The 14,570-nt window shown below is 53.6% G+C and carries 15 protein-coding genes; all 15 read right to left on the bottom strand.

Annotated elements, in window-relative coordinates:
* Positions 1–12: 12 nt before the first annotated feature.
* Positions 13–1,500: an aldehyde dehydrogenase gene (locus ACI7RC_RS05815; RefSeq protein WP_408107292.1), complete on the bottom strand. Its 1,488-nt coding sequence runs from the start codon at positions 1,498–1,500 to the stop codon at positions 13–15.
* Positions 1,501–1,515: 15 nt separating this feature from the next.
* A complete protein-coding gene (locus ACI7RC_RS05810) occupies positions 1,516–2,310 on the bottom strand; it encodes an alpha/beta fold hydrolase (RefSeq protein WP_408107291.1) in 795 nt (264 codons plus the stop codon).
* Between the two features lies 1 nt (position 2,311).
* Positions 2,312–2,890, bottom strand: coding sequence for an amino acid synthesis family protein (locus tag ACI7RC_RS05805; RefSeq protein ID WP_408107290.1), 579 nt, complete (start codon positions 2,888–2,890; stop codon positions 2,312–2,314).
* Between the two features lie 35 nt (positions 2,891–2,925).
* On the bottom strand, positions 2,926–4,071 hold the full coding sequence (locus ACI7RC_RS05800) for an LLM class flavin-dependent oxidoreductase (RefSeq protein WP_408107289.1): 1,146 nt from the start codon (positions 4,069–4,071) through the stop codon (positions 2,926–2,928).
* Positions 4,068–4,814, bottom strand: a complete 747-nt coding sequence (locus ACI7RC_RS05795; protein WP_408107288.1) for a GntR family transcriptional regulator — start codon at positions 4,812–4,814, stop codon at positions 4,068–4,070. The genes ACI7RC_RS05800 and ACI7RC_RS05795 overlap by 4 nt, the downstream gene beginning before the upstream one ends.
* A gap of 192 nt (positions 4,815–5,006) precedes the next feature.
* A complete protein-coding gene (locus tag ACI7RC_RS05790; RefSeq protein ID WP_408107287.1) occupies positions 5,007–5,780 on the bottom strand; it encodes an ATP-binding cassette domain-containing protein in 774 nt (257 codons plus the stop codon).
* A gap of 12 nt (positions 5,781–5,792) precedes the next feature.
* A complete protein-coding gene (ssuC, locus tag ACI7RC_RS05785; RefSeq protein WP_408107286.1) occupies positions 5,793–6,566 on the bottom strand; it encodes an aliphatic sulfonate ABC transporter permease SsuC in 774 nt (257 codons plus the stop codon).
* A 19-nt stretch (positions 6,567–6,585) separates the two neighbouring features.
* Complete coding sequence (locus tag ACI7RC_RS05780) at positions 6,586–7,638, bottom strand: sulfonate ABC transporter substrate-binding protein (protein ID WP_408107285.1); 1,053 nt, start codon at positions 7,636–7,638, stop codon at positions 6,586–6,588.
* A gap of 76 nt (positions 7,639–7,714) precedes the next feature.
* Positions 7,715–8,530, bottom strand: coding sequence for a VOC family protein (locus ACI7RC_RS05775; protein WP_408107284.1), 816 nt, complete (start codon positions 8,528–8,530; stop codon positions 7,715–7,717).
* Between the two features lie 176 nt (positions 8,531–8,706).
* On the bottom strand, positions 8,707–9,453 hold the full coding sequence (locus ACI7RC_RS05770) for a YwaF family protein (RefSeq protein ID WP_408107283.1): 747 nt from the start codon (positions 9,451–9,453) through the stop codon (positions 8,707–8,709).
* 154 nt (positions 9,454–9,607) lie between these two features.
* Entirely contained in the window at positions 9,608–11,161 is a 1,554-nt protein-coding gene (locus ACI7RC_RS05765) for a DHA2 family efflux MFS transporter permease subunit (RefSeq protein ID WP_408107282.1), read from the bottom strand.
* The gene (locus ACI7RC_RS05760) at positions 11,148–11,813 is read right to left on the bottom strand and encodes an efflux RND transporter periplasmic adaptor subunit (protein ID WP_408107281.1); all 666 of its coding nucleotides are present in this window, start codon (positions 11,811–11,813) and stop codon (positions 11,148–11,150) included. The genes ACI7RC_RS05765 and ACI7RC_RS05760 overlap by 14 nt, the downstream gene beginning before the upstream one ends.
* Before the next feature lie 4 nt (positions 11,814–11,817).
* Complete coding sequence (locus ACI7RC_RS05755) at positions 11,818–12,471, bottom strand: HlyD family secretion protein (protein ID WP_408107280.1); 654 nt, start codon at positions 12,469–12,471, stop codon at positions 11,818–11,820.
* The gene (locus ACI7RC_RS05750; RefSeq protein WP_408107279.1) at positions 12,468–13,730 is read right to left on the bottom strand and encodes an efflux RND transporter periplasmic adaptor subunit; all 1,263 of its coding nucleotides are present in this window, start codon (positions 13,728–13,730) and stop codon (positions 12,468–12,470) included. Before ACI7RC_RS05750 ends, ACI7RC_RS05755 begins: the two co-directional genes overlap by 4 nt.
* Positions 13,727–14,323 (bottom strand): TetR/AcrR family transcriptional regulator, encoded by a 597-nt coding sequence (locus ACI7RC_RS05745; RefSeq protein ID WP_408107278.1) that lies wholly within the window; start codon positions 14,321–14,323, stop codon positions 13,727–13,729. Before ACI7RC_RS05745 ends, ACI7RC_RS05750 begins: the two co-directional genes overlap by 4 nt.
* Positions 14,324–14,570 lie beyond the last annotated feature (247 nt).

Here is a 14,570-nt window from a genome sequence, read left to right as displayed (position 1 = left end):
AAGACATTTTTGCTATCTCATGATGAACGGATCGGGCATCGGTTCGGTGGAGGTATTGACCCAAACCACCTTGCTTTGTGTGTATTCGTAGATGGCTTCCCAGCCGCCTTCCCTGCCGTAACCGCTGAACTTCACCCCTCCGATCGGCGCGATCGGCGAAATGCTGCGGTATGTGTTGATCCAGACGATGCCGGCCCGGATGGCTTTGGCTACCCGATGTGCTTTTCCTACATGGCTGGTCCATATCCCTGCCGCAAGCCCGTACTTGCTCTCATTGGCCAGCTTGACCACCTCTTCTTCACTGCGAAACGGGATAACAGTCAGGACCGGTCCAAAAATTTCTTCTTGGGCAATTTTCATTTGGTTGCTTGCATCTTCAAAGATCGTCGGGGTATAGTACCAGCCTTTTCCCAGCCCTTCAGGGCGTCTGCCGCCAAACACGAGCCTGGCGCCTTCATCCAATCCGGCCTGGACATATTCTTCCACGCGCTGCAGCTGCCCGGGAATGGCCAATGGCCCCATCTCCGTTTCGCTGGCCAGGGGGTCGCCGATCTTGATGCCCGAAGCTCTGCCAACCAACAGCTCCATCACCTTGTCGTACACATCCGCGTGGATAAACGCCCGAGAACCGGCGACACAGCTTTGTCCCGCCGCCCCAAATATTCCGGCGACGATCCCCATCGCGGCATTGTACGGATCGGCATCTTCGAACACGATGTTAGGGGACTTGCCGCCAAGCTCCAGTGAGACTCGGGCGAAATTCTCTGCAGAGCCCCGCACCACATGGCGGGCAGACTCCGGTCCACCGGTAAAGGCAATGCGATTCACCCATGGATGAGAGGTAAGCGCGCTTCCCACCGGATCGCCAAAACCGGTCACCACGTTGACGACACCGGGCGGGAATCCGGCTTCCTCGACCAGCCGCATCAGCTCCAAAAGGGAAGCGGAGGTCACCTCGGAAGGCTTGATCACAATCGTATTGCCGGCGGCAAGCGCCGGAGCCAGTTTGAGCGTCGTCAAATAGAGCGGAGAGTTCCACGGCGTGATCGCAGCGACCACGCCCAATGGTTCCCGCGTGGAGAACACGAACAAGTCCGGCTTGTCAATGGGCAGCGTTTCACCGTGAATCTTGTCCGCCAATCCTGCAAAGTAGTGGTAATACTCCGGCAAGTACTTTAACTGACCGCGCATTTCGCGGAGGAGTTTTCCGTTGTCCAAGGTTTCGTACACGGCCAGCTCCTCTGCCCGCTCGGCTATCAGATCGCCGAGGCGGCGCAGCAGCTTGCCGCGCTGGGTGTAGGTCATCTTGGCCCAGGCAGAATCTTCAAACGCTTTGCCGGCTGCCCGGACAGCCCGGTCCACATCCTCTGCCGTACCTTTGGGAACCGTGCACCACGGCTCGCCGGTAGCCGGATTGAAGCTGGTAAAGGTTTCACCGGAAGCGGAGTCTACCCATTGACCACCGATGTACATTTGGTATCGTTTCAATTGGTTTTCCATACTGCCTCCTGTTTGTCATCCGTGTTTTTTCAAAAACGAAAGCAGAATGCGGTTAAACTCGGCTGCCCGTTCCACAGGCATCATGTGTTTCGCGCCCGTCAGGATTTCCACGCGGGAATCCTTGATTTGCCCGCCCAGCAGCCTCGCCATATCCGGCGTTGATCCGCTGTCTTTTTCACCGGTGACGATCAAAGTCGGACATGGGATCTGCGGCAGTTCATCGAACAGTTCCTCATCTGCATTGGCAAAGACCGTGTACGCGGCCAGATATGCGGCCGGATCATTTTCCTCAAGGCGTCTTCTGACCGCTTCGACTACGTCCGCGTGATCTTTGCAAAACGCCGGTGTAAACCAGCGTTCCAGGGCCGCGTCGATCGTGGCCGTATGCCCTTTTACCCTCACTGCTTCCACGCGGGAGTGCACTCCCTTTCGCTGCTCGGGCGTCCGCTTGGCAACCGAGTTGGCGATGACCAGCGCGGACAGCTTGTTCGGCTCCTTCAGCGCAAAGGCTTCAGCCACGAGTCCGCCCATCGAAAAGCCAAGAACATGGGCTTTGGCGATGTCCAGACGGTCGATCAACATCTGCAGCTGATCTGCGAACTGGGCCAGTGAGTACGGTCCTGCGGGCTTGGCCGATCGCCCGTGTCCCAGCATGTCGTAGCGGATCACCCGGTAGTGCCGGGACAGCTCGTCCACCTGCCGCCCCCACATGGTATGGTCAAGTCCGACGCCGTGAATCAGCACAAGGGGAAACCCGCTGCCTGCTTCCTCGTAATACGTGAGCTTGTTTCCTTCACCGGCAAACGGCATGCTACACAAGCCCCATTTCCTTCATATCCTGATGACGGTTGCCGATCCGCGGGAACGGTCGCCCTCCCGTCGAAGCGCCGATGGCTACAATCATTTCGTCTTCACGGGGCGCATCCCCAATGTTGAATTCAAATGTCAGGTAGTGGGAACGCATGGATTCGTCCGTTTTGTGAACCATCGGGATCGTTACGATGCTCCCTGCTCCGGCACGCCTGCTGGAAAAGGGCAGAATGCTTGTCCCTTGGACGGCATCCCGGAACTTGTTTCCGAACTTCAATGTATGGATCAGAGCGTTGGCGTGCTCCAACTCCCCGTTCAGTCCGACGTTCGCTGCTTTTCCGTATGCTTCGACTTCGTCTGCCGAACCCACCAGCTTATACAGGTACTCAACCAGCAGGTCGCCCAGTTTCGGTGCGATCTCGTCGATTTCCGGCTTCAGGTTCTCCACGTAACCTCTGCCTGCCCAGGGGTTCGTGATCACCGCTGCCACGGCTGCCATCGCAATCGGCGGATTCACCTCGCGGCCTCCTTCGCTGCGCAGTTCCTCGTAAGCGGTGTACACCTTTCTAATGTCCAACATGTCGTATCCTCCCTGTACTCAATTCGTTTGTTCGATTATTTGTTGATTCGCGGCATAACTTCTTCGGAGAATAGTTTCAGGCTGCGCATGATCTTTTTGTGGTGCAAGCTTCCGTGATTCATCCACAGCAACAGGTTTTGGAGATTCAACTCTTCCTTCAATTCCAAAATCTTTTCTGCCACGTAGTCCGGCGTCCCGACCAAGAGGTTGCGCGGGTGCAGGAAGTCGAAGCTCAGCTCTGTTCCCGGTTGAAGCTCTTCGCCTGGATCGAGCAGATTGCCCAGACCGCGCCAGTGGCATATCCAGCGGTAGGTATGGAGGATGGCTTCCTCTGCGTCACGGCGGGCCTCTTCCATCGTCTCGGCGATATAGCAGTCGCGGACAAGAGCAAGATCCTCACCCAGTTGAACCGGTACACCCCTGGCCTCTTCGGCGGTTTGCCGGTACAGCTCGAACCGCCCCTTCAGTTCTTTGACTGTCGGCATCCAGAAAATTCCCTTTACGCTATTCTGCGCGGCCCATTTGATCGAACGGGGCGTATCGATCACCTGCCAGAGCGGCGGCAGCGGACGTTGGTATGGCGGCGGCATGATCGACATCTTGGTGATCTCGCCTTTTTCCATATCCATGTACTCTTCCGTTTGCGGACTAAGCGGATGATTCCACTTCAGGCCCGGAGCCGGGAACTGGTAGAAACGTCCCTGATGGGAGAAGAACCGTTCTGATAGCGCTTTCTTCAGTATGGAAAAAGTCTCTTCGAACAGCGCTCTGTTTTGCTCCTGATCCTTGGGGTCGGCCAACTGGTTCAAGTTCATCGCTTCACGACCGTAGAGGCCGCGTCCGACGCCCACTTCCACCCGTCCTCCACTCAACTGATCCAGGAGGGCGATGTCTTCCGCGAGGCGCAGCGGGTGCCAGAACGTGATGATGTTGGCGGCCTGTCCGATGCGAATCCGTTTCGTCCTCGCGGCGATATCCGCCCCCATCAAAATCGGGTTGGGGATTAATTCGTATCCTTCGTGGCCGAAGTGATGCTCCGTGTACCAGATCGAATCAAAACCGGCTGCATCGCAAAAGATCGCCTGCTCCCTTGCTTCGTCGATCGCTTCATGGAATTCTTCGTGACGGCCAGGGCCCGCCAGGTTGGCAAACAATCCAAACTTCATTTTTGATTCACTCACCTTTCCGATCGCTCTCTTAAAAATGTTTGAACATTCCTGTCACTTCTATCAGCAAAGCCCATCTCAATCAGCTTCTTGGCAAGCCCTTCCCGCAACTTGCTGGCGCTTGCCCTGACGTGCTCCCGCATGAATCTCTCCGCCTTTTGATCCTCGCCGGATTTGATCGCCAGAAAAATCTGGCGGTGTTCCTCCAGGGATTTTTGCAGCCGCTGCGGCTGTGAAAGCGTCAGGTACACGTACCGGCTGTACGGCAGCTGATTGCTGGACATTTGAAACAAATCCTGCAGCTTTTTATTGTCGGAGCCCCTCATAATGGCGCTGTGAAAACGGTCGTTTGCGTCCACGTAGAGATCGATACTTTCCTTTTGCACGGCGTCTTCCAGATCTTTTGTCGCTTCCGCCAGCTCGGCCAGTTCCGGCACTTCTCCGCGTCGGGCCAATAAGGCGGCCGCCAACCCCTCCAACACCTCCTTTACTGTAAACAACTCGTTGATTTCTTTTTCCGTAGGTTTGGTGACACAAGTACCGACACGTGGGATGACCTCGACAAGCCCTTCCCGTTGCAATTGCTTAAGCGCCTCGCGCACCGGCGTTCTGCTGACGCCAAACAACTGCGCCAACGAAGTCTCCGAGAGCTTCTCCCCGGGACGAAAATACCCGGATACAATCGACTTCCGCAGTGCGTTGGTCACCTGTGTATGAATACTCTCAATGGACAACTCCGTAGGAAACGACTTCTCCATAACAACACCCCATCCAGATTCTGCCATCTTGTACCATGTACCATACTTATGTACCATGTACCATACAAGATGATTAACTAGAAGTTTACAAGAAATGAATCTATTTCGTCAATATTAACTTTTCGAAATTTACTTACCTAAACACCAAACGGGAGCCAAGGATTGATCTCCTTGGCTCCCGTTTGGTTTGTCCTAATCTCTCTCTGGAGCCCCAATGATCCGCTCCACAACGTTTTTCTCCAGCAGGGCGAGCGAAATATCCGAGAACTGCCGCGGCCGCTTCGCGTGATTGGGAATGTCCAGCGCAATCTGTCCATTCTCGATTAAGATGATCCGGTCTGCCAATCGCACCGCCTCCCGGACGTCGTGGGTGACAAGCAAAGCCGTAAAGCCCAGGTCGAGCCATATCTTTTCGATGAGATTTTGCATCTCCAGACGCGTTAAAGCGTCCAGCGCGCTCAGCGGTTCGTCCAACAGCAGCAGTGAAGGCTCGTGAACCAGCGCTCGAGCGAGTGCTACGCGCTGCTTCTGCCCGCCTGAAAGTGTCGAGGGCCATTCTTTTTGAAACGACAGCAGGCCGACCGCTTCCAATACTTGTTCTGCCTTTTCCCGCCAATTGCCCTTCAGACCCAAGCCGACATTTTCAATTACCTTCTTCCACGGCAGCAGCCGCGAATCTTGGTACATCATGGTCGCCTTGGACTGTGATTCCTTTACCGGCACGCCGTTAAACAGCAATTGTCCGCCGGTTAGCTCATCCAGTCCCGCGATCAGGCGCAGCAGCGTACTTTTCCCGCTCCCGCTCTTCCCTACGATGGCGACAAATTCCCCCGGCTCGATCGCCAAGTCAACGCCTTTCAATACCTCTTTTTCGCCAAATGTTTTGACGACATGGTTTACGTGAATATGAACCCCCCGGGATTTACCCGTTTCTTCTTTTCTGCTCTCCAGTGCGCTGCCGCTCATCCTGCTTCCTCCTCAGTTTTGAATGTTATAGCTGGGATGCCAGCGGAGTGCCCGGCGCTCTCCCCAATGCGCCAGCAAATCTGCCAGTTTGCCAAGCAAGGCATACAAAATGATGCTGATAATGATGATGTCGGTCTGCATGAATTCGCGCGCATTCGTCGCCAAATAGCCGATCCCTTCATTTGTGGCGATCGTTTCCGCGATGATCAGCGTCAGCCACATGACGCCCAGCGCATAGCGGATCCCCACGAAGATCGATGGCAGCGCTCCCGGCAGCAGGATCTCCTTAAACAACTGATATCCCTTCAACCCGTACATGCGCCCCATTTCGATATAGCCGGCATCCACCGTGCGAATGCCGTGCAAGGTATTGATGTAAACGGGAAACATCACACCCAGGGCCACCAGAAAAATCTTCGAGCCTTCATCAATGCCCAGCCAGATGATGACGAGCGGTACGAGCGCGAGATGAGGAATGGTGCGAATCATCTGAACGGTCGTATCCGTCAATCGAAAGGACGTTCTGGACAACCCGTTCAGCATTCCCAGAATAAATCCGATGCCCCCGCCAATCACCCCGCCAATAAACGCCCGGCTTAGACTCGCTTCAATATGATACGCCAGCTCCCCCGTCAGAATCAGATTCCAGGCCGAAAACAGTACGGTCGCCGGCGATGGAAACAACTGCGTAGAAATGAGTCCGATTGAAGAACAGACTTGCCAACCTGCCAAGAGCAGAAGGGGAAGCAGCCAAGGCAATGCCTGTTGCACAACTTTTGTTTTCATTACGCCTCTCCCCCTGCCGTCACTTGTTCAATTCTGGTGCCCACTTCGCATCTACCGGCATGATCTCCGCTACATTCACCTGTTTCGGGATCAGTCCGATGCGGTAAAAGACATCTGCCTGCACCTGTTGGGCTTGAATCACTTCCGGAGTGATTTTCTCCACACCGTACTGGCGGCGTTCAATCGCTCTTGTCATCACCTTTTGATCGATGCCCAGCATCTCTGAGAGCAGCTTGATCACTTCCGGTTTATTTTCGTTTGCCCATTCATCCGATTTTTGGGTTGCTTCTAAAATGGCTTTCACCAATTCCGGATGTTCCTCGGCAAACTTCACATTGGCGAAGTAAAAGGTCCGGTTGGGGTACTGATAGTCAATGCCTTCCGTCAGGTTTACCGTCTGCAGGTCGGTTTCCACTCCGGCAAAGAACGGGTCCCAGGAAGCGAGCGCGTCTACCTGCTTCGTTTCAAACACCGCACGTCCTTGGGAGGCGTCTTTCACGTACACCCACTCGACATCGTCAGCGGTCAACCCCGCTTTTTCCAATGCCAGCACCGCCAGATAGTGGTGATTGCCGCCTTTTAGCGCCGCGATTTTCTTGCCTTTCAGATCGGCGATGCTGCCCAACCCGGAGTCTTTGAGGACCATGACCCCTACTCCTTCCGGGTTGGGCAAGTCCGCCCCGACGTAAACCAGCGGCTTGTTGCTTGCTTGTGCGAAGATACCTGGGCCATCCGCCGCATGTCCGTAGTCGATACTGCCGGAGAACAGTGCCTCAAGCAGCGGACCCCCTGATGCAAATACCTTCCATTCCACCTGGTAGCCCTGTTCTTTCAGGCTTTTCTCCAGCAATCCGCTCTCTTTTAATATGTTTAGCGTATTCCCTTTCTGGTAGCCGATCCGAATGACCTTCCCGCTCTTGTCTGCACTGCCTGTTTGCTGGTCTGTTGAACCGCTCGTTTTCGTATCCGCCGAACCGCCGGCCTGTTTTCCCGCGGAGCCGCATCCCGCCAGCACCAGCATTAGCGCCAGGCAAATCGCCGTCCAACGTCCGAAGACTGTGTATTTGTTCATGTACTGTCCACTCCTTAATTATACATTATTCATATCGAAATAGTGTGAATTATGTGCAAAAAAATGTTTCCCTTGTCTAATCAAGGAACCGATAGATGCCTCCCAGCACCTTTTGATCTCCCTTGGCAGAGCTCCCTGCGATTCCCGCCAAAAAAGCCCGTTCCCCGCGTGCTGCAAGCACGTCGGATACAGCTCCGCCACTGCCGATGGGACTTGCAAACACGAGGTTTCCGCCAGGAAGCAAGAGCGATCGACACCTCGCCTGCAGAGACTCATCCACATAGGCTTCGCCCGGTTTCAACCCAAGCCACTTCGCCCAATGGGCCGCCGTGCTCTCCGCGTCTTTTACCGCAAAAGCGACGAAGGATAAGGAAAGATCACCAGCCGGATGCGGGGCGATGACTCCTCTGTCTGCCAGATCGCTTCTTCTCTCCTCATCGCTCTCATCCCATTGAATGATAAAGGGAAGCGGCAATTCCTGATCGGGATGGCCGATGTACAGCAACCGCCAGCTCACGACACTTCCATCCGGTCTTCGGCGGCTGAGAGGAACCGGCCCGTTCACTGTCAGCCCCTGCCGGGCAAAGTACTCGGCAGCCTGCTCGATTTGCGTTGTCCGAATGGCAATCCGGGCGAATCCTTCCGTATAAGCGTCGTTCACAACCGTCTCAATTAAACTGTACGCCAGATTGGGCCTCTCCTCGATCAACTTCTTATCGTAAGCGCCCAAAAATTCGATATAGCTTAAGTCAAAATAGCTTAGTCCGTTGTATGTACCCCTGTTTTCATGGACGCCGCCATCAACGGCGTGGACTCCTTGCTGCCTGAAAAGCTGGACAGCCTCCTTGGGATCATTTACGAAATGAACCAGGTGATCGAATTGAAAACTCATGACTCTCTCCTCCGTTTTACGAATGTTCAATCATATACGCAAAAGTTAAATCGTACCGCGGCAAAGCTTCCCAATCAATTCATACTATGTTGGTCGGTTTAATTGGATTTATACTTATTTTAATGCTCTGCAACGTAATGTCAAGCAAAAAAACCATGATTTTCACATTAGCCTCACTAGCGGTTTTCGTGTAAAGAAACGGAAGACTCCGTTGATTTATGCAAAGTAAACGGCAAGTACAGAACATGGAACAAAAGTATGGCGACCGCTTCGAGCGAGAGGATGTACCACGGATACGGGCCGAGAAAGTCGAGCAAGCTGGGGTTGCTTGGCTTGTGCGAGACAAACAAGTAATTGCCTCCTGTCACGCGGTTGACGGTTAAGGCGATGACGAGCAGCAAGTTGAGAAAGCCCATCGTCTTCCACAGAGAGCGGACGCTTGGACGGTACTGCATTACCCATGTCATGTAAAGACATGCCAGGATAATACAGGCATGGGCAACAAAAAAATGAAAAAAGCGAAAATGGGGAAAAGGGTAAAACAATTCAGGCGTGATCATCGCCTGCCCGGCTCCGCCCAGCCCGGCAAAATACGTGATCTCATAAAGCCGATAGCTATTCGTGCATAGCATCACTACAGATAGCAGCAAGGATACGCTGCATAGCTGCAGGGGCAGCGTCTCTGCCGATAACCAACTGCCTGTCAGGACGTGCCATAGCTGAAAGGCGACTTCCGTGAAGAGCAGTACGCCCGCAAGCAGATAACGGATCCATGGTTCAACCGATCTCTTCCGGATTTTTCCTCGGAACACATACAGGAGGATCGCGGCGCCAAACATTGCGGCCAAGGCGATTAGATGAGAGACAGAGAACAAGTGAAAGGGTTCCCCGTTGATCGTATAGGATAAGAAGGGGGACGACATACCTTACCTCCTATTTTGTGCGTGGCGTTACGGACTTTTACCGCAACCGTTTTGGCACGATTGTAAGCGAAACCTCCGCATTTGGCAAGATATTCCACAAAAATAAAAGCACCCGCTTCTGCTCGAAGCCAAAAGCGGGTGCTATTTCGTGTGTTTATTCGGCAAAAACAGGTTGGTCGCCTTCGCGTTTCTCCTTTTTCTTAAACAGCAGCCCCATCGGCCCCACCGCCAGAATGAAGACGGAAAAGATTAAAAAGACGTCGCCGAACGACCAGGCTGCCGCTTGTGCCAATACCTGCGAATTCATCATACTGAGCGTCATCGCGGATGATGCGCTGGTATCTCCGGCCGCAGCCAGCACTCCTGTTGCCGACTGCTGCATCGTTGCCCAGCCGGGGGAAAACATATCGAGATCCTCTGCCATGCGATGCAAGTGAAGAAACTGCCTGGTCTCCAACAAGACGGTAGTGAGCGCGATGCCGATCGAACCCGCTACGTTGCGAACCAGCGTGCTCATCGCCGAAGCCGCCCCCATCTTCATCGGAGGTATCGTGCTGACCGCGGCGGTGTTGACAGACATAAACGTCAGCCCCATGCCTAAGCCCCGCAGGATCATATACATGCTGATCAAGCTGTCCGGCGTATCGATGGACAGCGTATGAAGCTGATAGGTGCTGAACAGGATCAGCGGAACTCCCGTCAGAATTAACGGGCGAGCACCGATCTTGTCGAAAAGCCTTCCAGAGATCGCCATGGTAAACCCCATCGCCAGCGCCTGCGGCATCAGGATCAACCCGGTTTGAATGGCGGAGTACCCGCGCAGTGACTGCAGGTAGATCGGCAAGATTACCACAGCGACGATCATCGCGATGAACATGCCGCAGCTCATGAGGACGCCGAAGGTAAAATCCCTGTTCCGAAACAATCGCATATCCAACAGCGGCTCCGGATGATTCAACTCCACCACGATCAACAGGATCAGCATAAATGTCGCGGTAAAAAACAGCATCACGATCGGGTAGGAGGACCATCCCCAGCTCTGCCCTTCCGCCAGAGCCAGCAGATATAAAAACGCACTGCCCGACCCAAGCAAAAGCCCCCAAACATCAAATCGTCCCATCTTCCGCCGCGGTGTATCGGGCAGTACAAAATGGCTTAACAGGACGCTGATGATCCCGATGGGCACATTGATCATAAACAGCCAGCGCCAACTGAACGACTCGACGATCAACCCGCCCAGGGTAGGGCCGATCGACGGAGCCACCGCCATGGAAAGGCCGAAAATTCCCATCGCTGCCCCCATCTTCTCTTTTGGCACAAAGCGGAACATCAGCGCCATGCCGACGGGCATGATCAACCCTCCGCCAATCCCCTGGATGACGCGAAACGCGACCAGGCTGGGGTTGCTCCAGGCCAGACCGCACAAAAGCGAACCCAGGGTAAAACTTGCCATCGACCACACGTAAATCGTCCTGTAGCCGAATCTTTCTCCAAAGTAGGTGGTGATCGGGATAATCGCACCCGATATCAGCATATAGGCGGTCAACACCCATTCAATCTGCTTGGTGTCGACGCTGAACAACACCATTAATTTTGGCAGTGCCACGTTTAAGATGGAGGTATCCAAAAGCGCCATGAATGTTCCCAACACGATAATTAAGGTAGTGGTAAATACCCCGGGAATTTTTCTTTCCTCAGAAGAGGGCATCGGAGTCCCCCCTTACTCTAATTTTGATCGACGCATTCGTCCCCGGGATCAAGCGGGCATCCTTGACCTGGATTCGCACCGGTACCAGTTCCTCTTCCCGTGGCTGCTGCCGTGCTGGCACGAGCGATACAATCGGCCAGACCGCTTTCTCCGTAACGCCCTCGACCAGCGAGACAACCCCGGGATAGGTATGGCCGCTCTCAGTGTCCAAGCGGACGTCTACCGTTTGACCGACACGCACCCGCGTCGCTTCCGTTTCCGTCAGCCTCGCTTCTACATAAGCCGTTTGCAGATCGGCTATCGCAACCAGATTTTGGCCGTTCGTGACGATTTCTCCTTCTGCTGCCCCAATCCGCATGACACGTCCGCTCGCTGGAGCGATCAGAGGAATGCGGGTTTCAGAGGAAGCGGAGGAGTTCAAAGCCTGCATGAATCCCAGTATTTCATTTGCTTTCACTTCCTGATTTTCGCGGACATCGAGGGAATAGACCTTGCCTGTTACCGGCGCTGTCACCAACGACAAATCTACCTTGGCGCGAGCGTCATTGGTTTTTACATAATACTGATAATTGTACCAATAATATCCTGAAATCAGCACACTTCCCGTCAAGTAGACAGCGACGAGCGAGAATATCAGCCGCTTGGCCTTCATAGCGTCATCCCCTTGTCGTGATATCCACTACTGTGTTCATGCCGGGCAAGAGCTTTAATCCATTCGAATCCAGGATTTTGATTTTTACAGGAATGCGCTGCGTCACTTTAATAAAATTGCCGGAAGCGTTGGAAGTGGGAAGCAGCGAAAAGGTGCTGTCTGCCGCAAGCCCGATCTGTTCTACCACCCCTTGAAGCTGCTTGCCGGAAAAAGCGTCGATCGTAAACGAGACCGGGTCTCCTACGTGGATACGCTCGATTTTCGTCTCCTCGATCCGGGCTGACACGTACAAATCATCCAAATTGGCCAGTAAAAATACCCGCTGTCCCGGAGAAACGTTTTCGCCTACGGAGACGAATTCCTTAATGACTACACCGGTGACGGGGGCTTTCACCAGAGCGGAATCCCGATTTTGCAGCGACGCATTTTTCTCGTCCAGCCGGGCCAATGTCTCCCCTGCTTCTACGGCATCCCCCTCTTTTATGCGAACCTCGGTGACGCGTCCGGCAATTTCCGGACTCACTTTGACCAGTCGGCCATCGATTTTGGCATCGTCCGTGGTGACGTGGCTCATCGCGTAGAGGTATTGCCTGGTGCCGAATGCGCCTCCGCCAAGGATGAGCAGGGCAAGGATGAGCAAGCCGATTTTTTTCTTCATTTGCCGTTCTCCTTCTCCCAAAGTACTTGAACCGGATCACCGTCATTTAGCTGATCTTGCCCGACAACGATCAGTTTTTCCCCGTCTTTTACCCCGTCTAAAATCTCCACGCTGGTTCCGTCTGATGCGCCGGTAATCACCACGTGAGCGAACGCCTTTGATCCGTCCGTGACCATGACCAGCCTCTCAGACCCTCGTTTGACAATGGCATCTCTTGGGACAGTTATGGGCGATTCCTCCGGCTCGGGGAGGGTGACCTCTGCATACATGCCTGATTTCCATTGATTGGGGTCACCAGGCAGGCTCAGTTTCACCGGGTATTCCTTGCTTGCGGGATTGGCGATTGGCGATATGGCCAGAACCTTCGCTTCGAACGGCTGCGAAGATACCTGCTCGATCCGAACTGTAACGGTTTGCCCTTCCTTCAAGCTGTTGATCTGATCTTCCGGAATGGAGGCTTCCACCACTGGCTGGCCGCTGACGATCGTCAACAGCGGTACTCCAGGAGAGGCAGTCTCGCCGTCTTGGATATTTTTTGTAGCCACTTTTCCGGAGAGAGGGCTTGTGATAACCGTATTGCTAACAGCAAGCTGCGCTGAGTTCACCCTTGCCCTCGCTTCGGCGACGGCCGCCTGCAGGTTGGCAATCGACTCTCGGGTAGCGCCCTCGTTCGCCAGACTCTTCTCCTGCAGTACCTGTTGATAAGTGCTTTGCGCTTGGGTATAGGCCAGGGAATCAGCGTCCAATTGGGACTGGGAAACGGCCCCCGATTCAAAAAGCGATTGGGTTCGCTCCAAGGTATGTTTTGCATTCTCCAGTGCAGCATTTGCCGCGCGAATCCTCTCATCCAATTGCTGCTGCTGCTGAGATCTGGTCCCGCGCTGTGCGTCAGCCAGCCTTGCCTCGGCACCGCGCAAACCGGCATTCGCCTGCTCAAGCGCCACCTGATAATCCTTGTCATCCAAATAAATGAGCGGTTCTCCCGCCTTTACCTCCTGACCTATGTCCTTCGATACGCGAACGACCCGCCCTTGAATTTTTGTCATGACAGCCGATTCTGTATCGCCCATGACTCGGCCTACCGCCATTTTTGCCTTCTTTAAGCTGTTGTGTCCGATCGTTTCGACCACCACCGACTGCACCCCTGGCGCAGAACTGGCCGGCAGACTTGAGCATCCCGCCAACGAAACCGCGGCACAAACGCCGACGAGAAGCAAAGCTGGTCTCCCCCAGGTTTTCTCCCGATTTTCCTGTTTCACTCCAAATCCCCCTGTCTCCAACCTGATAACAACATTCGGACGCTCGCCCTGATAAATCCGTCGTCAACTTCCGGCAATATGGGAATGTGCAACCGTTCTTTGAAGAGCAATGCAGTAAAAAAGTGACTTACAAACATGTTCATCATGATCTGCTTATCGGCAGGAGCAATCTCTTTTTCCGCTATTTTGCATTCAAAGTACCTGCTCAGCTTTTCCCTGGCGTCTGCCAACAAATCGGAAAACAGAGCATGCGCGTCCTCGTTCTGAAAACTTTCCGTAGCAAAAATCTTTATAAAGGCTTGATTATTCCGCCAATTATCGATAAATCTGGTCGCGATCAACACCAGTCCTTCTTCGATCGGCAACTGTCTTACGTTCGGGACAATCTCCTCCCAACTGGAACAGTAGTCCTTGAGAGCTTCGCAGAATAAATCTTTTTTACTCTCGAAGTAATGGTAAATCACCCCCACAGTGACGTCGCAATGCCTGGCGATTTCCTTGATGGTCGTCCGGTCGTACCCATTCTTCCCGACAAGATAAATCGCTGCATCCTTCAGCATTTGACGGCGGTCTATCGGTTGATCCTGGGTCAATTGTCACCCTCCCTTGCAAGGCAAAGATGAACGTGTATCATCTCACCTAAATGAACGTTTAATGAACGGAGTTTATTTTGTCACGAGGGAAAAAAATTGTCAATCAAATTTATTCCATAACCTTCTGCCAAACTGCAGGCTTGCATTCAGGAATAAATCCGTGATCGAACAGAATCAAAGGCAATTTACTTTGACACAAAGAGTAATCTTCTTTAAAATTACTCTATCAAATAGAATAATTCAATCC

This window comes from Brevibacillus sp. B_LB10_24, from assembly GCF_046036945.1.
In the GTDB taxonomy this organism is placed as follows: Bacteria; Bacillota; Bacilli; order Brevibacillales; family Brevibacillaceae; genus Brevibacillus_C.
Note: the sequence above shows the minus strand (reverse complement) of the source record. Positions and strands in the feature narration are given on the sequence as shown.